Here is a 22,094-nt window from a genome sequence, read left to right as displayed (position 1 = left end):
GGGATGGCGCTCGATAGCACTGCAGGACAGCAATTTTCACAATTGTCAAACGCGATCGGATGCGGCGAGAAGCAACCGGACGGCGTACGGTGTTGGCAGCCTCGGACCTGGCCGAGGCAGCGAACTTCGCCGGAGGGTGCATGCTTTCGACCGCCGACACAGACCCAGCTCCGCACGTCACCTATCTACCGCACCGTCATTGTTTCGCCGTCTGGCACAGCACACCGGGGGCGACGCCTGTAGGAGAGTCCACTCCCATCGAGCTTGCGGTTCCCGGCGCGGACGGAACCATCGCCGTGCGCACTGTGGGCGCGCACCTCGTGGGAGCGAATAGTCGCGAGCTCCGAACGGCAGCCGGCCCTCCGGTAGATCTGTCGGCACACGGATGGTTGGCAATCCTTGATCACCTGGAGCACACCCCGGACGTGAGTGGGGTTCCGCGAGCTCTCGTCGATGCACTTCCGCCTGCCGCTCATGCAGTTCCCAACGCGGGCGGCTCCAGCGTGGTGACGGCACATGGCGCCGTTGACGCACTCCGCGCCAGTCTGCACATGCAGAACCGTCTGCTCGAACAGGCGTCGGCCTTCACGTCGAGGCCGTATCAGGTGCACGGTGCGGCCTGGATGCCGACCGTTCAGGAGGTCGGAGGCGGCGGAATCCTCGCCGACGACATGGGGCTGGGGAAGACACTCCAGGCCATTGCATACATGATCGTCGGAGCACGGCGAGGCGAGGGCAGCTATCTGGTTGTGTGCCCGACGTCGTTGATCAGCAACTGGCGACGAGAGATCGAGAAGTTCTCCGACGGCGAATTGATCGTCAACGTGTACCGCGGACCGTCCCGCACAATCGAGCAGTGCTCCCACGCAGGCGCCGTGACCGTCACCGGGTACCCCACCCTGCGCACGGACACAGACCGTTTGAGTGAAATAGCCTGGAACACAGTGTTCTTCGATGAGGCGCACGTCATGAAGAACTCCCGGACGAAAATAGCGAGAGCGGCGCGTCGGCTGAAGTCCACCACTCGCATCGCCCTGACCGGCACGCCCGTCGAGAACCGCATGGACGAACTATGGGCTCTGCTCGATCTCACCAATCCCGGATTGCTCGGAACCCGGGCTCGATTCACCCGACGATTCTCGGCACCCGTCGAGCAGAGAGGCTCGGCGGCCGCACTCGCACAATTGTCGAGCGCGATCGCACCGGTCGTCCTTCGCCGGACGAAAGCCGAGGTCGCGACAGACCTACCACCGAAACACCACATGGACGTCCTGTGCCCGATATCGAACGAGCAAGTGACGCTGTACAACTCGGCCGTCGAGGAAGCATTCGATACCGGCTTCGGCACCAGCCGGGGCCGAGGGTCGGCAGTGCTGGCGCTGCTGACCTCGCTCAAATTGATCTGCAACCACCCCGGGCTCGTCAACGGTGACCTGTCTCGGTTGGCCGATCGCTCCGGCAAACTCGACAGGCTCACCGACATCGTCGAGGAACTCGCCGATTCCTCGGAGGCTGCACTCGTGTTCACTCAGTACCGTCGGACCGGGGAGATCCTGGCGGAGCATCTCGAAAGCCTCACCGGGGTCCCGATTCCGTTTTTTCACGGCGGTCTCGACGTGGACGAGCGCGACCGGATGGTCGACGAATTTCAGAACAAGGATCGATCCCCCGTGATGGTTCTCAGTCTGAGGGCGGCGGGGTACGGTCTCAATCTCACCCGTGCCAGCACGGTGATTCACTACGACCGATGGTGGAACCCCGCCGTCGAAGCGCAGGCCACCGACCGGGTTCATCGCATCGGGCAGAAGTCGAGAGTGACGGTCATGGCACTCACGACGGAGGGAACACTGGAGGAACACATCGCTTCACTCCATACCCGGAAAAAGGCGATCGCTGGTTTGACCGAGAGCAACAACGAGGTGGCTCTCGCCGCGCTCGACGATGCGACTCTGCGCGAGACGCTGTCGCTGAGGGCGGTGTCGCGCTGATGGTAACCGCACCGCAACTTGCGGGCTTCGGATCGACGCCGTGGGGTAGAGAATGGGTCCGCCGAGTCGAGCCCATCACTGTCACCCGGCCGAATCCGATGCTCCCGCGGGCACGCAGCCTGGTGCGCAATGATGCAGTGTCCGTGGACCACGACAACATCGGCGAGTTTCGCTGCGTCGTGTCGGCGGGCAAGAGGAGCGAGATTGCCGTGCTTGCACTCCCCCGATACACGGCAGCCGAACGGAAGTCGGTGCTGCGCATCCTCGCCCGCCACACGCGTGACAGTGCAACCAGCGGTGACCTCCCCGACGAGGTCCACGCCAAACTCGTTGCGAGCAAGCTGTCGCCGGTTCCAGACAGCACCGAAGCGTCATGCAGCTGCTCCGGCCGAATCGACCCCTGTCTCCACGTGACGGCCGCTACCTACGCCATCAGTCTGATCGTCGATCGGATGCCGACGTCGGCGTTGGCCGTCCGTGGAGTCGATCTGTCGGCCGCAACTACATCGAAAGACGTTCCTCGACGCTGGATGCCGATCGACAGCCTCTCCGCCACAGCATTTTTCGGCTGACCTGAGAAGTGCGGCCCGAAATCAGGACGTCGCTTCGACTGCCAATCGAGCGAGTGTGTCGTTCAGTTGGTCTTCGGTGACCAGGGGGAACTTGATCTGCTCGAGCAGCTTCTTGTCCGTGACCTTGGACCAGTCGTAGGTATGGCGGACCAGCGTCTCGTTGGGGCCCTGAGACTCCAACTCCCACAGCCACTCCCAGCCGGGAGGCTCGTTGCCGGCGGGTGCGGTCTTCCAGGCGAGCAGCTTGTCCTTGATGTAGCCGGTGACGTGGTTGTCGGTCTGGTATTCGCCGCCCATGTGATCGCCCTGCATGTTCATCGTGAATTTTTCGCCGACCTTTTGAATCCGGTCGGCGTGATCCACGCTGCGTACGAAGCCCGACCCATCGAGCGCCTGGTGCCGCTCGGGATTGGAGAGAACATCGAATACGGCGTCGACGGGAGCTTCGATGGTCCGTTCGACTGTGAGCTTTGCGTTGTCGGTCATGTCTTGTCTGTGCCCAGACTTCGACACCTTCAATCACGGCACCGCCGACACGATCGACCCGAGCCGGTTGATGGTAGGTTAGCCTAACCATTGGCCGGGGGTTCGCTGTGCACGGAAGACCTCGGTGGCCGGAACAAGGTGAGGCAGATGTCACTCGCCGGAGCAAAGACACGGAGATGAGCCAATGCGGGTAGTGCTGTTCGGTTTTCAGACCTGGGGTCACAAGACTTTGGAGACGCTGGTGAAGTCACACCACGACGTGGTCGCGGTGGTGACACATCCAGTCAGTGGGCAAGCGTACGAGAGCATTTGGTCTGACTCCGTCGAGGATCTCGCACGGGATCACAGCATCGAGGTGCATGTGGCGAAGCGGCCCGACGAGGCATTGGTGGACCGACTTCGACAGTGGGCACCGGACATCATCGTCGCCAACAACTGGCGGACCTGGCTGCCTCCGGAGATTTTCGCGATGCCCAGGTACGGAACGGTGAACCTGCACGATTCGCTGCTGCCCGCGTTCACCGGGTTCTCTCCTGTCATCTGGGCATTGATCAGCGGCGCCGCCGAGACCGGACTGACTGCACACCGAATGGACGGAGAACTCGACACCGGCGACGTCATCACCCAGCGGTCCGTTCCGATCGGACCGACCGACACCTCCACCGACCTCGTCGAGGCGACGATCGAACTGATTCCCGAGGTGCTACTGGATGCGCTCGAGCGCATCGAGACCGGAACGGCCACGTGGACGCCGCAGGATCTGTCGAAACGAACCTTCTTCCACAAACGTCACGAATCGGACAGCTGCATCGACTGGACCTGGTGCGCCGAGGACCTGGACAGGCTGGTGCGGGCAATGTCCGATCCCTACCCCAACGCGTACACCTTCCACAAAGGCCAGCGGATTCGGATCATCGCCGCTCATGTCTCGGACGGCATCTACGGCGGAACGCCGGGCCGGATATTCATCAAGGAAGGCACGGGGATGGTGATCGTCTGTGGTCCCGACGCCCATCGCGGTACCAACCACGGACTCGTCATCGACCGAGTGCGCACGGACGGCGGGGACGATCTCGATGCGCTGGACCATTTCGTGACCGGCGGTGGCTATCTCACGCCCACGGCATGAGACCCGACATGGAGGACACCATGACCGGCGGACGCATCGTCCGTCGAACACTGACGCGCAACGTGCGCCGAGTGAGCATCGGAACGGTACTGATCTGCATCCACCAGCTCGCCGAGACTGCAGTTCCGATCACCCTGGGCTGGATCATCGACTCGGCGATCACCTCGGGTGACGTCCCGTGGTTCGTCGTGTCCATCCTCGGACTGGCAGCGTTGTTTCTCTGTCTGACAACGGCTTACCAGTTCGGAATGCGATTCCTGAACGTCGCTCTACAACACGAGGCGCATCGCATCCGAATGGAGGTCACCGGTCGAATTCTCGACCCGAGGGGCCTGGACACCACTCTGCGGGGTGGTGAGTTACTGACCATCTCCAGTACCGATGCCGAACAGTCGGCGTGGTTCCTGGATCTGTTCCCGCGCATTGCCGCCGCAGCGACAGCGGTCATCGCCACCGCCGTTGCGCTGATGGTCATCGACGTCCCGCTGGGGCTGGCCATCTTCGTCGGCACCCCGGTCTTCGTCGCCGTTCTTCAGCTCGTGGCACCGCGCGTGACGCGGCGCGCGGCCGAACAACAGCGGACGGTCGCCGAGGCGACCGCACTCGCCACCGACCTGGTCAGTGGGCATCGATCGATCGAAGGTATCGGTGCGGAAACCGAAGCGGCGACGCGCTACCGGCGTGCGAGCACAAAAGCCCTTCGGGCAGCACTGCTCACGGCACGATCGCTGGCGACACAACTGGGGATCACCACCGGTGTCAGCGCGGTGGTTGCGGCGACCGTCGCCGGGCTTGCCGGCTACTTCGCTCTCACCGGACGAATTTCCGTGGGCGAATTGATTGCCGTCGTTGGTCTGGCGCAGTTCCTCATCGAGCCGCTGGGTGTGCTGTCCTCGACCCCCGCGATCATCGCCCGCGCACGGGCGTCCGCCGATCGCGTTGCCCTGGTACTCGGAGCAGAGCGAATTCTGAACCACGGCACCGAGCGCGTCACTGGACAGCGGCTCGATCTCGCCTTTCGCGGTGTTGCGCACCGGTCCCTGCAGGGGCTCGACCTCGACATCGCTTCGGGGGAGATCGTGGCAATTCTGGCGTACGGGCCCGAGGATGCGGAGTCGATCGTGGCCGTCCTGTCCGGCCAAGTATCGCCCGCGGACATCGCAGGCGACGTTCTGCTCGCCGGCACCCCCACCCGGGAGATCGAGCTGTCCGAGGTTCGGAGGTCGATCGTGGTCGAGCCGCACGTCTCGGACTTGTTCGCAGACACCGTGAAGAACAACATCACCGCTGGACGTGGGCATACGGACCGCAACCTCGCCGAAGCACTCCGAGCCTCGGGTGCAGACCAGATAGTCGCAACCCATGCGGACGGACTCGAACAGCGATTGACCGAGCGTGGCGCGAATCTGTCCGGGGGGCAACGACAACGAATCGCTCTGGCTAGGGCCCTGTTCGCGGAGCCTCCCGTGCTGGTGTTGCACGAGCCGACGACGGCGGTGGACTCGGTGACCGAACACGCGGTCGCTCGGGGCATCGCGACGCTTCGTCACGGGCCCGCTGTGCAGACCCCGAAGACGACGATCATCGTGACCAGCAGTCCTGCATTGCTGTCCGTCGCCCATCGGGTCGTGGTGCTACGCGACGGCCGAATTGCGGCGGACGCGCCCCATTCCGTTCTTCTCGAACGGGCCGACGACTACGCCGAGGCTGTGCTGCGATGACCGAGGACACCCGTCTGCCCATCGCACAGGCCGGACGATCGTGGTCGTGGCTGCGAGGGCAACTCGCGACCCGGCCCGGACTCGTCACGGTCACTCCCCTTGTCGGCATCGTCTCTGCCGTATCGGCTCTGGCCCCGATTGTGATTCTCGGTCGCCTCGTCGACGAGGTGGTCGCGAGCGCGCCGGCCGGCCGGATCGTGATGGTCGTGGTTCTGGTGATGATCGCTGCGATCGTCAACGGGGTGTTCGCCGGACTGATGGCCTACCTCGTGGCGAAACTGGGCGAGGGCGTGGTTGCGGATCTTCGCGAACACGTGGTCGGTCGGGTTCTCACCCTCCCCACCCGTACGGTGGAACGGGCAGGTCGCGGAGATGTGCTCTCGCGGATCAGCGATGACGTCTCCCAAGTGACTCGCGCCGTCACCGGGGTCCTGCCCGCCGTCGTGAACGCGGCGCTGCTGATTGCAGTGTCGGTGGTCACGATGTACGGCATCGACTGGCGTCTCGGGATTGCCGGCTGTTTGGCATTACCGTTGTACGTCACTGCACTTCGCTGGTATCTACCGCGCAGCGGTCCTCTCTACGCCGCCGAACGGGCCGCGATGGGTGATCGCTCACAGGCACTGATCAGCAACATCCAAGGTGCTCGAACTGTGCGTGCGTACAGGCGCGAGGACGACGCCATCGCGACGGTGGAGACGGAGTCCGAACGAGCCAGAGACTTCTCGATCGCGACGTTCACGCTGCTGACCCGTTTCGTCGGTAAGGAGAACCGCGCCGAACTGGTGGGCCTGACCATCATCTTGTGCACCGGATTCTTTTTGGTGCGAGGCGATTCGGTATCTCTCGGCGCGGTCACCGCCGCAACGCTGATGTTCCACCGCCTGTTCAATCCGCTCGGCACGATGCTGTTCCTGTTCGACGACATCCAGTCCGCCGGTGCCAGTCTCAACCGTCTGGTCGGCGTGGCGGACATGGCGTCGACGCGATCGGAAGGCACCGATGCCCAGCCGCGCGATGCCACAGTGGAGCTGTCCGACGTGACCTTCGCGTACGCCACCGGCGGTGATGTTCTGCACGGAGTCACGATGACCGTTCCAGCGGGACAGACGCTGGCGGTGGTCGGTTCGACCGGTGCCGGAAAGACGACGGCCGCGCTTCTGGCGGCCGGTTCCCTCGAACCGGACAGCGGCTCGGTCACGTTGGGCGGCATGCCGTTACGAGACCTGGGACCCGATCGCCTCCGGCGACACGTCGCGATCCTGTCGCAGGACGTCCACGTCAGCGCCGGCCCTCTCGCCGACGATCTGCGGTTGGCGAACGCCGATGCAGACGATACCGATCTGTGGGATGCCCTCGGTCGGGTCCGTGCCGCCGACTGGGTCCGGGCTCTGCCGGACGGTCTCGACACCCGCATCGGGGAGAACGGTCACCCGCTCAGCGCGTCCCAGGGGCAGCAGCTCGCACTGGCAAGACTCGTGTTGTCCGATCCTCCCGTGGCGATTCTGGACGAAGCCACCGCGGAGGCCGGCAGCAGTGGAGCTCGCATGCTCGAAGAAGCCGCAGCGGCAGCGACCGAAGGCAGGACCACGGTGATCGTGGCACACCGACTGACGCAGGCCGCATCCGCCGACACGATCGTGGTGCTCGAACACGGTCGTGTCGTGGAGTCCGGCACCCACTCCGACCTCGTGACAGCAGACGGCCGGTATGCGCGTCTCTGGTCGGCCTGGGCAGGCACAACAGATGCCGAGTAGACGCACCCACGACGAGGAGACCCGGATGACCATGCTCGACGCACCTCGAATCACCCCCGCGCAGAGAGCAGTCTGGACCGCCGCCCAGATCGACGACGGCGAGGGCACCTACGCGCTGGCGTGGCGGCTCGAACTTCCCACGACGACCGACTCCGCGCGTCTCCACAGTGCGGTCCGCGCCACCCTTGCCGCGCTACCGCATCTCGATCAGGCGCTCACACAGTCATCGGACGGCGATCTCGACATCGTCGACGCAGTGCCCGGGCGCATCGAAACCCGTACGACAACCGGATCGGACGCGCAGCTCGATGCGCTGGTGGCCGATGCGCGGTCGAGGATCGGGTCGCCGGACACGGGCCCGATGCATCATCACATCGTCGCCGCCGCGGACGACGGGCGACTGTGGTGGATTCAGGCCTACCATCACGTGGCGATCGACGGGCAGTCGGTGGCTGCACTCACCGAACGCGTCGCCGACGCCTACAACGACGATCGCAGGGACCGATCGGCCCGTTCTCGAACCGATACCGCGTCGCCGCGCGAGACCCGAGAATACTGGGATGCGGTGCTCGCGAGCCTGCCCGACGATCAGGGCCTGCTCGAGCACACCGGACTGTCGGTATCCCACGCGGCGATCGACCTACCGGAGAACATCGTCGAGCGTGTCCTCGCATTGGCCGATCGCGCGCATACATCGCCGCGTCGTGCTCTCGTGGGTCTGCTCAGCGCGTACACCGCAACGACCAGACCAGCAGGGCGACAGTCCATCAGACTGGCCATCGGCGGTCATGCCCCGGCAGGGTCTCCGATCGCGATGACGTCCAGCGTCGTGCCGTTCGTGTTCGCGCACAAGAGCACCAGGACTGTCGTCGACGTGCTTGCCGACGTCGAGCGGACCCTGACGCAGATACGACCGCACACCGCGGTCGCACCCGACATGGTGACCGAACTGCTTCGACTGCGCCGAGGGGACTCCTCGCTGGTGGCACCGGGCATCAATGTGCTTGTTGCAGAACGCGACACGACCTTCGGCGGCGATCGAGCGCGACTGCGCCAGTGCTGGCTCGGTCCGGTGACGGACCTCGAATTCGTGGTGGAAGGCACTGTCGACTGTGCGAATCCCCAGTACTCGTGGCTGGCGATGGAGGTGCGAGGTGCGAGCGCGGGCACCGAGATCCGAGCCCATGCGCACGCGTTGGCGGTCTTTCTGGACGCCGCGACGACCGCCCCGGACGCTCCGATCGACTCGCTGCCCCTCGCCTCTCCGCAACACCTGCAGATGCTCGTCACCGACGTCAACGAGACCGGTCACTGCCACGCCGACCAGGACGTCGTGGAGATGTTCGAATCCTGGGCGGTCCGCACGGGCGACGCCACCGCCGTCGTCGCCGGCCCGACCCGACTGACCTACTCCGAGTTGCGGCACCGCTCGAGTCAACTCGCGCACTCGCTGGTGGCGGCGGGAGTCGGACCGGAAGCACGCGTAGCGATCGACATGACTCGGTCCGCCGAGATGGTCGTCTCCGTCATGGCCGTCCTCGCCGCAGGAGCGGCGTTCGTCCCGTTCGACCCGCAGTGGCCGCAGGCCCGCAGACGTGCGGTGGTCCGCGATGCGAACATCGTTGTGGCACTGCGAGGACCGGGTAGCTCGGAGTCGAACGAGGACACGGAAGTACTGTCGGTAGCAGTGGCTCTCGATCGATGGGAGCACGAGAGCGGACCTTCCACCCCGCCGTCGGGGGTGCTCCGTCACGGAGCCGGTCTGGCGTACGTCATCTTCACCTCGGGTTCGACGGGACGGCCGAAAGGGGCGATGATTCGGCACGAGGCCATCGCGAGCCGGACGCGATGGCAGATCGAGCACATTCTCAAAGTGGGCCCGGGAGATGCCAGTCTCTTCAAAGCTCCACTCGCATTCGATATTTCGATCAACGAGCTCCTGCTCCCGCTCTGCTCGGGAGGAACCGTGGTCGTCGCGGGCCCCGGAGAAGACCGGGACCCGCAGCGACTGGTGAAGTTGATATCCCGTGAACGAGTGACGTTCGTGTATCTCGTCGCCTCCATGCTCGACGTGCTCCTCGAGACCAGCGCCGGAACCGACGCGATGGCGGGGGTACGCCATGTCTGGTGTGGCGGCGAAGTGCTCACCCCGGAACTGTTCTCCCGGTTCCGGGCTCGCATGAACGGGACCCTCTATCACGGGTACGGTCCCGCCGAGGCGACCATCGGGGTCTCCCATGTGGTGTACGACGGCAGCGGATCCGATCGAATATCCACCTCGATCGGGCAGCCGAATCCGGGTTGCCGGTTGTACGTGCTCGACGACCGCCTCCGGCCGCTCCCCATGGGGATGGGAGGCGAGCTCTACGCGGCGGGTGACCTGCTCGGACGCGGCTACGTGGGTGCTTCGGGTATGTCTGCAGCGAGATTCGTCGCGGACCCCTTCGCCGTCGAGGTCGGCGGACGTGCCTATCGAACGGGTGACCGTGCTCGCTGGACAGCCGGCGGAACACTCGATTTTCTCGGCCGAGCGGACAACCAGGTCAAGATCCGCGGCATGCGCGTCGAACTGGAGGAGATCGAGGCGGCCGCAGCCACACATCCCCAGGTTCGCGCTGCCGTCGTACTCGTGCACACAGCGACATCATCGATTCTCTGCGGCTACGTGGTCCCGACGGACGTCGCGAACACGAACTCGGACAACCTTTCTCGTAGTGTTCGCGCGCATCTGGCGACGGTACTCCCCCAGCACATGATTCCCGCGCACCTGATGGTGCTCGATGCTTTCCCCACCACCGTCAACGGTAAAGTCGACCGCCGTGCCCTGCCCGCTCCGGGCGTCATCGGTGCACTCTCGGGCCCGCTGCCCGATGAGCAGCTGCGGTTGGCCGGTCACATCGCGGCCCTGCTCGCCCGCGATTCCGGCCCGCAGGAGTTGGTGGACTCCATGGGCCCGGACAGCGACTTCTTCACCCTCGGCGGAGACTCGTTGGCCGCAATGCGTCTGGTCACTCGGATCAACCGGGATCTGAACGTGCAGATATCGGTGCGGGCAGTGTTCGATCACCCGACGGTCGCGGCACTGTCCGCCTACATCGACGCAGCGGACACGTCGCCGTGCACCGACGACAAGCACAACGACGCCAGCGCAGTGCAGACCGATGAGCGCACCCGGCCGATGAACGCCGGCGAGCGTCGAATGTGGTTGGCAGACAGACTCAGTGGTCATGGTGGCACATACGCTGTGCCGCTGGCGTTCCGCGTCACCGGTCCCCTCGACCGACCCGCCCTCGAGCAGGCGCTCGCCGATGTCACCGCACGTCATCGTTCACTGCGATCGTTGTACGTCGAGAACGACGGAGCACTGACGGTCGAGACCTTCGACCCGTACGACGAACGTGCGATACCCACCCTGCGGCCTCACGTGGTGTCGTCGTCCGATGTGCCGCAGGCGATCCAACAGTCGCTGCAGGAACGATTCGATCCGTCGGAGTCGATTGCACTGCGCGCCCACGTGTTCACTCACGACGACGAGAAGGACTGCGCAACGCTCGTTCTCGCCGTGCATCACATCGCCACGGACGAATGGTCCGAGCCGGCCTTGCTCCGGACCCTCTCACGCGCCTACGCTGCGCGCCATGCCGGCCGGATACCCATGGACCTCGGCGCGGCAACACTCCATCCGTCGGTGGTCGCAGAGGATCACGATGCCGAGATCGTCTCGTGGCGCTCACATCTGACGCCGCTACCGCCGGTCCTGGACGTACCGGGCTGGCGCGCTGCCCGTCACTCCGGCGCACGGCCGGGACGGACGATCCGACGAGTGGTCGCCGACGACATCGCCGCGACGGTACGGGCGGCGGCGCGTACATGCGGGGCGAGCATGTACATGGCCACTCAGGTGGCCACCTCGATCGCACTCCGCGCGTGTGGATCGGGTGAGCAATTCCTGACGGCGTCACCGATGTCGATCCGGTCCCCGAAGACGGGCCGCGACGATACCGACGGTGACCCCGACGACGAGGTGGGTTTCTACCTGAACACCGTTCTGCTCCGCGCGGACCTACGGGGAAACCCCACACTGCGGGAGCTCTTCGCGCGTACCCGCGACCAGACGTTGCACGCGCTCGCCCACTCGACGGCACCGTACGAGGAGGTCGTGGCTGCACTACCTGCGCTGCGAGAGCAGCCACCGGTTCGGGTGATGGTGATCCATCAACCGCACCGCGACGGCGGGGGGTCGTTGACTCTCGGCGACGTGCAGACCGAACGGTTGCCCGTCGACACCGGGACGGCGAAATACGACGTCAGTATCACCCTGCAAGAGAATGATTCGGCGATCGGACTCATCGTCGAGTACGCAACCGATGCTGTCGACGCCGACGCCGCCGACACACTGATGCGGCGAATCGAAACGGTGTTGCGACGCATGCCTGCCTCGCTGGACGTGCCGGTCCACGCACTGGATCTGCTCGACGCCCAGGACCACGCCACACTGTCCCGACTCGACGGTGCTCGACGGGACATCGAACCGGACCTGACTCTCGACAGGATCATCACCCGCACGTCCCCGGTGGACGGTGCCGCGCTGATCTTCGACGATCGTCGCCGCGAGCTCGGCTCCGTCCTGGGCGAAGCAGCTGCACTGGCACGGCTGATCATCGACTCCGGTCACGGACCCGAGGACGTCGTGGCCATCGCACTCGATCGGTCACCCGAACTGATCGTCGCGCTTCTCGCCGTGACCTTCTCGGGAGCCGCCTACGTGCCCCTCGATCCCGAACTTCCCGAAGCACGGATTCGGTACCTGCTCGACAACTCCGGGGCCGCCACGATCCTCACCACCGCCGATGTCGCAGCACGCCTTCCGACCTCGGATGTGCCGTTGATCGACCTCGCCGACCCATCGATTGCGACTCGGCTGGCTGCGCTACCGACCCATCCTGTGGTGGACGCCGAGCGTCGACGCCCGCTGCACGGCGACCACCCGGCGTACGTCCTCTACACGTCCGGGTCGACCGGACGACCGAAAGGCGTCGCTGTCTCCCATTCGGCCATCGTGAACCGCTTGCTCTGGGCCGCTGAGCATCACGAGATCACTGCTGCCGATGTGTTCCTGCAGAAGACCCCTGCGTCGTTCGACGTCTCGGGCTGGGAGATCTTTCTCCCGTTCGTCACCGGAACGTCGGTCGTCGTGGTGGACGAAGGTGGCCACCGAGATCCACGGCGTCTGGCGCATCTCATCTCGACTCACGACGTGAGCATCGTCCACTTCGTCCCCTCGATGCTCGCTGAATTCCTCACCGCGGCAACGTCCGAACGTGTGAACCCAGTCCTCGACGCCAGAGCGCTGCGGCTGATCGTCTGCAGCGGCGAGCCGTTGACATCGCAACACGCACAGTCGGTGGCCACGGTCTTCCCGCGGGCCACCCTGCTGAATCTGTACGGGCCAACCGAAGCCGCCATCGACGTGACCGCCGAGAACGTCTCGGCGCACGGCCCGGTCGCAGGCCCCGCCGTCGCGATCGGCATGCCGGTGTGGAACACCCACTGCCGCATACTCGATCACGCTCTCACCGAGGTATTACCCGGCGCCGAAGGAGACCTCTATCTCGGTGGAGCACAACTGGCCCGCGGCTACCGACACAACCCCGCACTGACCGCGAGCAGATTCGTGGCCGACCCCCGTGCCGACGTTCCCGGGGCCCGTCTCTACCACTCCGGCGACCGCGCGCGGCAACGACGCGACGGCAGTATCGAGTATCTCGGCCGCACCGACGGCCAGATCAAGCTGGCCGGCCAACGCATCGAACTGGCCGAGGTGGAGGCAGCTCTGCTCACCCATCCCGGTGTCCGGTCGGGTGCCGCCGCCGTACAGGTCACGCCGGCCGGGCCACGACTCGTCGGATACGTCGTCCCGGAATCCGGAAGAACTCTGCTCGAAAGCGATGTTCGCGCCACGGTCACCCGGATCCTCCCCGCGTCATGGGTTCCGGCCCGTACCGCGATCCTGGACGAGATCCCTCTGACGTCGAGCGGGAAGCTCGACCGTAACAGCCTTCCGCCCATCGACTTTCGTGACTCCGCGTCGAAGGATCGGGTACCGACGAGCGACGGCGAGGTCGCAATTCGTGGGGCCATCGCCGAAGCGCTCGGACTCGAGGCCGCCGCCATCGGAATCGACGACGATTTCTTTCGAATCGGCGGCGACAGCATCAGTGCCATACGCACCGTCACCCTCGCACGCAGACGCGGCAGGCGGATCACCGAGATGCAGATCTTCGATCTGCGCACGGTCGCAGCGCTCGCCGAGGCCTCTCTCCACGACCAGGAGACGACAACGACTCCACGCGAGAATGTTTCCCGCGCAGACATCCCTGTTCCCCTGCCTGACCTGGCCAGGGCCGCGGTGAAATCGGGACTGGACATCGACGACCGCATCGATACGGTGCGGGCCCACATCCCCTCCCCCGACGATCTGGCTGCGACCGACCTCGATGCGGAAGTCCGCAGGGCGACAACAGCGTTGATGGAGACGTTCCCGGCATTGCGCACCCGCATCGACCGGTCACGCCGTAGATTGTGGAAGGCCTTCGAGATACATCTCGACGCGGTCGACCTCGAGACCGTCGTGCACGTGGCAGGGATAGAGAGAGCTGCGGACGTCCTGCCCACGATCGACGTCGACACCGGCCCCTTGGTTCGCATCCACGTGGCACGAGACGACAACGCCGGATGGTCCGCAGAGCTGTCCGTTCACCACCTCGCTCTCTCGGAGGACCTCACCGCGTCCACAGTGGCGGATCACTTTCTCGGAACTCTCGCATCAGGAGCACACCGATGACTCACACCCACGCGTCCGCACGTACCGGGCCGGCATCGAGCGCACAGGAGCGGATGCTGTTTCTCGACCAGATGGAAACGGACCGCCATGCCTACACGATGCCGATCCACCTCGATCTGAAGTCGGATCCGGATCTGGACGTCCTCGCCGATGCCCTCGCGGATGTGGCGACACGCCATGCCTCGCTGCGCAGTGTGTATTCGAACGACGCCGGCCGGGTGGTGCGCCACCTGCAGCCCGATGCCGCGGTCGAGGTAGCGGACCGTCGGGGTGAGCCCTCCCGTCCACGCACGTTCGACCTCGGTGCCGAGATCCCCTTCGCCGCAGATCTGTACGACAGCTCGCGACTGGTCCTGACGGTGCACCACATCGCCGCCGACGGCGGTTCGGTGCCGATCCTGTTGAACGATCTCAGGATCGCGTACGACGCGCGGGCACGGGGCGAGGCACCGGACTGGGCAGCACCGGCGGTGGACTATGCGCAGTACGCGGAGGAGGAAGGCGTCGCCGATGTCACTGCAACGCAGCCATTCTGGACGACGACACTCGCTCCGTACGTCGAGCCCGTCGATCTTCCGCTCGACCATGCTCGTAGCGAAGTACCGTCGACCTCGGGGCAGATCATCGAGACGGTACTGCCCCCGTTTCTCGCCGACGACATCGAGCAGTTCTGCTCCACGCATCGCATCAGCCGCCTGATCTTTCTCCAGATCGTCACTGCTCTCGTGCTGCGTGCCCACGGCGGCGGCGATCGGATCCCGATGGGCACCGCTGTCGATACCCGGCCTCCGGACGCGGTGACGGACGCGGTGGGGCTCTACGTCAATACCGTTGTTCTGCCGACCGATCTCACCGGCGATCCCACCGTGGCCGAGTTGACCGCGCGGACACGAAGTTCGACGCTCGACTGCGTCGACAATCGCGCCACCCCGTTCCACGAGGTCGTGGGCTGGCTCCGACCCACGAGAACTCCGGGTGTGCATCCGCTGTTCCAGGTGATGATTGCCGAGGTGGACACGCGGCCGCAGCCGGTGTCGCTGGGGCGCGTCGACGGAGTCCTCCGCCCCCCGGACGACGCGTCGGCCAAGTTCGATCTGATCGCAGCAATCGGTCCACGAGGTGAATCGGGGCGACTCGGCCTCGACATCGTCTACCGGCGAGAACTGTTCGACGACAGAACCGTTCAGACGCTTCTCGACGACTTGACGCTGATCGCGGCTCAGGCGGTCGCCGATCCGAACCGGCACATCTCGGAACTGGTCACCAGACCGAAAGACTTTGCCCCGCAACATATTCCACTACGCGTACGACCGCGCCCCGGTAGGTGGTCACGCACGCTCACCCTGTCGCAGTCGCAGGCCCGCCGTGCGCGAGCGTCTCTCATCGGGCTCTGTCTTCGGCACGACGCGCTCTGCACCGGTCTCGAGACCGACGGTGGGACGCCTCGACGCACTTCGATGTCGGTGACGGAGATCCTCGAGATGTCTCGAATTGCCTCGGAAGGAAAGACATTCGCGGCGTCGTCCGACGCCGCTCTCCGAGCCGGTTGGATCGGCGAGAATACTCTGCGAGTCGACATGGCCCACGCGGCGGTCGACGAAGAATCGTGGCCGTCCATCCTCGCTGCGTTGACGAGTGATCGTTCTGTGGTGGGTGTGTCGGTGGCTCCGTCGGCACGGTGGGCCTCGCTCGATCAGGATCTGGCAGAGGACCTCTCGATCGTCGATCACGCCGAGTCGTGGCTCGACATCGTGGACGTGGCTGTGGACTTGCTCGACAGGCGAGACAACGCGGCGTCCATCGCGCCGATGCAGGCATCGCCCGCGAACGGTGGTGCCGAGAGTGTCGCAGCACTGTCGACGAGCGGACTTCCGGGCACCGTCGAAATCCGGACAGCCGTCCTCGAGTCGGTGCGCGAGGTGATGGCGGACGTCGTGGGACTCGCGTCGATGGTGGTGTGGGTCGAGGAGTCCGACCGAGACCGAGGCACAGAACAGGGCTACAGAACAGTGGGATCACTGCGTCGTGGTCTCCCTGTCGTGATCGATGGCGGCACCCTGCTCGGCGCAGACGCCGGCCCCGAGCACGCCGCATCCTTCGGGGTCGCCGCGCACCTCAGCGAACACACCCCTGGAGTGTTCGACGACCTACCGGATGCGGATCTGCACGTCCGCATCCATATTTCGAGTGTCGACGGGAAAGTGCAGAGTTTCGCCGAGCCCGGGATCGACGTCAGGTTCCTTCGAGCGGACACCGGTTCGTGGTCGTGCGCATGTTCTGTGTCCGGCCTTGCCGTCACCGACGCCGCACGCTGTGCCGCACGCCTGGCGACGGCAATCGCGGCCAGGGTGAACGCAGTGGGGTCCGGAGTCAATCCGGTGATGGACAACGTCTTCGCAGACGGTATCGACCGCAGTACCGACATGGCCGGACTCGACACGCGGGAGCGTCGATACGTGGAGTCGCTCCTCGGCCCGCTCCGAGCGATCTACCCGACGACGTCGTTGCAGGACGGGCTGCTCTTCCATCAGCAGCTGGGTGGACAGGGCGAGGGCATCTACGTGTCACAGACGGTGATGCGGCTCTCCGGCTCACTCGACACGGATCTGTTGCGGAGTGCCGCCGACGCCGTACTCGCTGCACACCCGCAGGTCGGTGCGGGGTATGTCCAGCTCGGCGACCGCACCGTTGCCGCAGTACCGAGGACGGCCAGGATGCCCTGGACCACCACGGATCTGCGGCATCTCGACTCCGATTCGGCTCGGGCGGAGCTGTCACGCTTCGAACAACACGAGGCTGCAACGGGATTCGACCCGTTGCAGCCGCCGCTCGTCCGACTGGGCGTGGTGTTGCTCCCCGCGGGCGAGAGTGCGATGGTGTTCACCATCGAGCACCTCGTTCTCGACGGGTGGTCGATCTGGAGATTCCTGCGGGCCATCCTCGACGAGTACACCCGGCCCGGTCACGTCGACACAACCCACCGTGCGTCGTACGACGACTACATGATGTGGCTGAGAACTCGCGATCGTGATGCGGGCCTGCAGATGTGGCGACGCCAGCTCGCCGGTACACCCGGGCCGACACTGCTCGATCCTCGGAACGTGGCGGCATCGGTCGACCCGGCTCGGTCGGTGGACACCGTCTTCCATCTCGATCGCTCACTGACCCGCGAGGTGAAGGAACTCGCTGCGCAGACCAGCGTCACGACGAGCATCGTGTACGAACTGGCGTGGGCACTGACACTGCAGAAGTTCACCGGCCAGGCCGACGTGGTGTTCGGAACCGTGGTGTCCGGGCGACCGGCCGAGATCCCCGGCATCGACGAGCTACTGGGCCTGCTGTTCAACACGGTTCCGCTGCGGGTGCGGATCGAACCCGCTCTCGCTGTTCGTGACCACCTGGCCCGCATCCAGGACGAACGACGACCACTGCTGACCCATCCGTATCTTGCGCTGTCCGATCTCGAGCAGTGCGCTGGGCATCGTGGACTGTTCGATACGTTGTTCGTCTTCCAGAACATTCCGGTCGTGCCGCCCGACGAGCGCTTGGGTCCCGATGGTGCACTTCGGGTGGTCGACCAGAAGCTCAGTGATGCAACGCATTACGCGATGACGGTGGTGGTCGCACCGGTGGAATCCGGTGCCCGGGTGCGAATGATGCATCGACGGGACGCCCTCGACGATGCACGGGCAGCAGCCATCGCCGACACTTACCGGGCTGCGCTGGCTGCGTTGACGGCAGGGCCGGACGAGGCAGCGGCGAGGATCTCTCTGCTCACCCCGCACGAGCTCGCGTGGACGCAGCAACACTCGGGCACTCTGGACTCGGCTGTACCCGAGCACACCGTGTGGGATCTGTTCGCTGCACGCGCTGCAGATCGACCGAACGACGTGGCGTTGGTGGCCGGCGACGTCCGGTGGAGCTTTGCCGATCTTCATGCGCGTGCGCTGAACCTCGCTGCGTTGTTGCGATCGCATGGCGTCGCCGGGGAATCGAGGGTCATGCTCTTCCTCCCCCGCACCGAGCTCGTGGTCGAAGCGCTGTTCGGTGTCTTCGCCGCAGGCGCGGCCTACGTCCCGGTCGATACGGAGATGCCTGCCGACCGCATCGAGTACATCGTGCTCGAATCGCGTCCGCACGTCGTGCTGACGACGAGCTCGCTGGCCGTACGGCTGCAGAGCATCGCGGCAGAACAGTCGCCAGCCGTGATCGAACTCGACAACGACGGTGTAGGAAACGGACTGCCGGCACCCGGCGATGTCCCGCGGCGACTCGACCAGCTTGCCTACATCATCTACACGTCGGGATCGACCGGGCGCCCCAAAGGCGTTGCGGTCCCCTACGGCGGCTTGACGAACATGTTCGTCAACCATCGCACCGAAATCTTCGAGCCCGTCGTCGCTCGGGCCGGGAATCGGCAGTTGGCGATCGCACACACCACCTCCTTCTCGTTCGACGCGTCGTGGGAACAGTTGTTCTGGCTTGTGGAGGGGCACAGCGTGCACGTCATCGACGAGCAGACGCGGCGCGATCCGGCAGTTCTCCTCGACTACTTCGACGCGCAGAAGATCGATGCCTTCGACGTCACACCGACGTACGGCGAGCATCTGGTCGACGCCGGTCTCCTGGCCCGTCCGCGATGCCGGGCAACGACGCCGAACGACGACGATGCCCCGGGCCTGGTGTTCGTTTCGCTCGGCGGCGAGGCGGTGGGAGACCGCCTGTGGTCGAACCTGCGAGAAGCACCGGGCACCGGTGGGTACAACCTCTACGGGCCGACCGAGTACACCATCAACGCGCTCGGTGCCGACGTACAGGACCGGTCTACGCCGACGCTGGGACGTCCCATTCTGAACACGACCGCGCACGTGCTCGACACCGCGTTGCGGCAATCGGCACCCGGAGTCATCGGCGAGCTCTATCTCTCGGGTGCGGGCCTCGCGCGCGGATACGACGGACGACCTGCGTTGACCGCGGAACGATTCGTGGCAAACCCGTTCACCGACAACGGTTCCCGTATGTATCGAACCGGCGATCTGGTATCGCGCGACCCCGACGGGTTGATCACCTATCACGGCCGCGCGGACAACCAGGTGAAGATCAGAGGACATCGCGTCGAGACCGGGGAGATACAGGACGCGCTCCTGCGGCTACCCGGCATCGTGCGCGCTGCGGTGACCGTGTTCGAGCGGGCCGGTACTGCGGAACTGGCTGCATACGTCCTTCTCGACGACGCATTACCGTCGGACATCACCGCATCCTCGGTGAAAGACGGCCTGCGGGAACTGATTCCGAACTACATGGTCCCGGCATCGGTCCAGGTGGTCGACAGCCTGCCACTGACGGTCAACGGGAAGCTCGACGCCGGAGCGCTGCCGCCGCCGTCGGAGAACATCGAGTCGGTCGACCGTCCACGCGGCGATGTCGAATCCTTGATCGCCGACGCAGTCGAGGATGTACTGGGCGTGAGCGAGATAGGCAGGGACGACGACTTCTTCGCATTGGGTGGGCATTCCTTGGCCGCCGTCCGTTTGGCATCCCGAATGCGCACAGTGGATCTCGAACTCGGCGTGCGCGAAATCTACGCCCACCCGACGGTCGCGGGTCTGGCCCGGGCGGTGATCGACGGCGGCGGAGACAGCATGCTTGCGCCGTTGGTGGTGCTGCGCCGGGCAGGCGAGCCCGCCGTGTTCTGTCTGCAGCCGGCCGGCGGTCTCAGTTGGTCCTACATCGGGGCCTTGCGGTACCTCGATCCGTCGATATCGGTGTATGCCATTCAGGACCCGGCGTTGCAGAGCGGCGACGAAGCGATCGAGTTGACTTCGATCGATGAACTGGTGGACGACCATGTCGCGCGGATCCGAGCCGTTCGACCGCACGGTCCGTATCACCTGCTCGGGTGGTCTTTCGGAGGGCAACTCGCACATGCGATCGCTGCGCGTCTGCACGAACAGGGCGACGTAGTGGCGTCGCTGGTACTGCTGGATTCCTACGCCGACGTCGCGGAGGCAGACACCGCCGAACGTGAGATGTTGTCGCAGAACGGAATCGCGGAAGCACAGAACAATTTCCGTCGCCATCTGCAGACGGATCCGTTGCTGTCGAGCTTTGCCTCCGAGGTGCAGGACCGGTTGGCGCGCACCCTCGGTCGGCACCTCGCGCTGTCGATACCGCCGACGGTCGGCCGCCACGTAGGCGACGCCCTGTTGATCGGAGCGTCTCGTGGAACGCCCGTAGAGATGCAGCGTCGTCGGGACCGTCAGTGGCAGGACAGAATCACCGGGGCCCTCGATACCCACTCCGTCGACCTCGAGCATGCACAGCTCGGTCAGGCTCACAACTGGTCGGTATTCGGCAAACGAGTGGCGGACTACATCTGGAGCCGCATCCGATGAAATACCCCCACCTCGAGGGCCGAGGTGGGGGTATTCGGGTCGGTCTCCGATCCGACTCGGTGGATCTAGACGGTCGTCTTGTCGATTGCCGCGGTCAGGTCGATGATCTGCGCGGTGTAGCTCGCGTAGTTGTTGGTCGCGTCGGTGGTCCAGTCGGCAATGTTGCCGGCCTTCGCAGCGTTCACCAGCGCCCAGGTCGGCCGGTCGGCCTCCAGTTCGGCGAGCGGGGTCGAGTACGAACGCGTGTCCAGCAGAATGAGATTCGGCTGGTATTCACCGGCATTTTCCCAGTTGACCGGCGTGAAGGATCCCGAGTCGGCAGCGCGCGGGACGTCGGACTCGAGAAGATTCAGACCCCAGTTCTGGTAATCGCGCAATTCGGGGAACTCGGCGTTGATCGCGACGTAGTACTGGTCCGATGGGGAGATTGCCATCGCGGTCAAACCCGGCTTGGCAGCGATTGCTTCCTTCAGGTCCGCGACAGCGGAGTCGTAGGCTTCGCGGTCGGCCCGTGTTGCGTCGGTATCGACGTCGGCACCGAGTTCGGTGGCCAAGCTCTCGTAATCCTGCAGGGTCTCGGACGACGGCTTCTGCGCGGAGACCGCGAGGAACGGTGCAACCTGCTCGAGGTTCTCGGCCAGGTCGGAGCTTTCCAGACCGAGGCCACCGTAGGCGTCCCCGGCGTACCAGCCGGTGATGATGACATCGGGATCGAGGGCTGCGACCTGTTCGACGTCGATGTCGCCGTAGGCCTGTCCCACGCTTTCGATGCCGTCGAGATCGAGGCCACGAAGTGGAATCGACGACTCGAAGGAGCTCCCTCCCCAGATACCGACCGGCTTGATGCCCAGCGGGATCAACGCTGCCGCGGCCTGTTCGCTGGCCACGATGCGTGACGGGACCGCGTCGAGCTCGACGGTTTCTCCGCGGCCGTCCACGAAGCTGAAACCGGACTCCGAGGTGGCACCGTTCGACTCCGCCGGCCCATCGTCGGACGAGGAGCATCCGCTCAATGCTGTGACACCCACCAACGAGAGCACTGCGAAAGCCGTGGCCACTGTGTGCCGAGAGGCGGGCGCTCGCATCGGTGAAGTTCTGAAGATCCGCATACTTTCCCCATCGTCGAAGTTAGGCAAACGTTGCCTATCTTGGAAGACTAACCAACGCGACGAGGGTTCGGTGTAGTTCGTTCGCCTCAGCCG

8 protein-coding genes and 1 pseudogene are annotated in these 22,094 nt (G+C 65.1%); 7 read left to right on the top strand and 2 right to left on the bottom strand.

Annotation, left to right across the window (positions count from 1 at the left end; all coding sequences use genetic code 11):
• The first annotated feature begins 59 nt into the window (after positions 1-59).
• Positions 60-1,988: a DEAD/DEAH box helicase gene (locus AABD04_RS11500; RefSeq protein ID WP_341441243.1), complete on the top strand. Its 1,929-nt coding sequence runs from the start codon at positions 60-62 to the stop codon at positions 1,986-1,988.
• Positions 1,988-2,560: a hypothetical protein gene (locus AABD04_RS11495; RefSeq protein WP_341441242.1), complete on the top strand. Its 573-nt coding sequence runs from the start codon at positions 1,988-1,990 to the stop codon at positions 2,558-2,560. Before AABD04_RS11500 ends, AABD04_RS11495 begins: the two co-directional genes overlap by 1 nt.
• Before the next feature lie 21 nt (positions 2,561-2,581).
• Here the strand turns inward: AABD04_RS11495 and AABD04_RS11490 are convergent, their stop codons facing one another.
• Positions 2,582-3,046 carry an SRPBCC family protein gene (locus tag AABD04_RS11490; RefSeq protein ID WP_243596124.1) on the bottom strand — a complete coding sequence of 155 codons (465 nt, stop codon included), beginning with the start codon at positions 3,044-3,046 and terminating at the stop codon, positions 2,582-2,584.
• Between the two features lie 184 nt (positions 3,047-3,230).
• On the opposite strand from AABD04_RS11490, the gene AABD04_RS11485 reads away from it, so the two are divergent.
• The 5 genes and pseudogenes from AABD04_RS11485 to AABD04_RS11465 all read left to right on the top strand — a co-directional run.
• Complete coding sequence (locus AABD04_RS11485) at positions 3,231-4,175, top strand: methionyl-tRNA formyltransferase (protein WP_341441241.1); 945 nt, start codon at positions 3,231-3,233, stop codon at positions 4,173-4,175.
• Positions 4,176-4,195: 20 nt separating this feature from the next.
• Positions 4,196-5,896 (top strand): ABC transporter ATP-binding protein, encoded by a 1,701-nt coding sequence (locus AABD04_RS11480; RefSeq protein WP_341441240.1) that lies wholly within the window; start codon positions 4,196-4,198, stop codon positions 5,894-5,896.
• A complete protein-coding gene (locus AABD04_RS11475) occupies positions 5,893-7,653 on the top strand; it encodes an ABC transporter ATP-binding protein (RefSeq protein ID WP_341441239.1) in 1,761 nt (586 codons plus the stop codon). The genes AABD04_RS11480 and AABD04_RS11475 overlap by 4 nt, the downstream gene beginning before the upstream one ends.
• 25 nt (positions 7,654-7,678) lie before the next feature.
• Positions 7,679-14,497, top strand: a complete 6,819-nt coding sequence (locus AABD04_RS11470; protein WP_341441238.1) for an amino acid adenylation domain-containing protein — start codon at positions 7,679-7,681, stop codon at positions 14,495-14,497.
• Positions 14,498-14,532: 35 nt separating this feature from the next.
• Positions 14,533-20,826: pseudogene (locus AABD04_RS11465) on the top strand (amino acid adenylation domain-containing protein); the annotation flags it as partial.
• 131 nt (positions 20,827-20,957) lie between these two features.
• On the opposite strand, the gene AABD04_RS11460 reads toward AABD04_RS11465, so the two are convergent.
• On the bottom strand, positions 20,958-21,977 hold the full coding sequence (locus AABD04_RS11460; RefSeq protein ID WP_341441236.1) for an ABC transporter substrate-binding protein: 1,020 nt from the start codon (positions 21,975-21,977) through the stop codon (positions 20,958-20,960).
• Positions 21,978-22,094 lie beyond the last annotated feature (117 nt).

Origin of the sequence: Rhodococcoides navarretei, assembly GCF_038069675.1 — a bacterium.
GTDB classification, from domain to species: Bacteria; Actinomycetota; Actinomycetes; order Mycobacteriales; family Mycobacteriaceae; genus Rhodococcoides; species Rhodococcoides navarretei.
Note: the sequence above shows the minus strand (reverse complement) of the source record. Positions and strands in the feature narration are given on the sequence as shown.

Excerpts from the sequence above, each read along its gene's own strand:
- AABD04_RS11500 (WP_341441243.1), top strand. The coding sequence starts at position 60 with ATGCGGCGAGAAGCAACCGGACGGCGTACGGTGTTGGCAGCCTCGGAC.
- AABD04_RS11495 (WP_341441242.1), top strand. The coding sequence starts at position 1,988 with ATGGTAACCGCACCGCAACTTGCGGGCTTCGGATCGACGCCGTGGGGT.
- AABD04_RS11490 (WP_243596124.1), bottom strand. The coding sequence starts at position 3,046 with ATGACCGACAACGCAAAGCTCACAGTCGAACGGACCATCGAAGCTCCC.
- AABD04_RS11485 (WP_341441241.1), top strand. The coding sequence starts at position 3,231 with ATGCGGGTAGTGCTGTTCGGTTTTCAGACCTGGGGTCACAAGACTTTG.
- AABD04_RS11480 (WP_341441240.1), top strand. The coding sequence starts at position 4,196 with ATGACCGGCGGACGCATCGTCCGTCGAACACTGACGCGCAACGTGCGC.
- AABD04_RS11475 (WP_341441239.1), top strand. The coding sequence starts at position 5,893 with ATGACCGAGGACACCCGTCTGCCCATCGCACAGGCCGGACGATCGTGG.
- AABD04_RS11470 (WP_341441238.1), top strand. The coding sequence starts at position 7,679 with ATGACCATGCTCGACGCACCTCGAATCACCCCCGCGCAGAGAGCAGTC.
- AABD04_RS11460 (WP_341441236.1), bottom strand. The coding sequence starts at position 21,977 with ATGCGAGCGCCCGCCTCTCGGCACACAGTGGCCACGGCTTTCGCAGTG.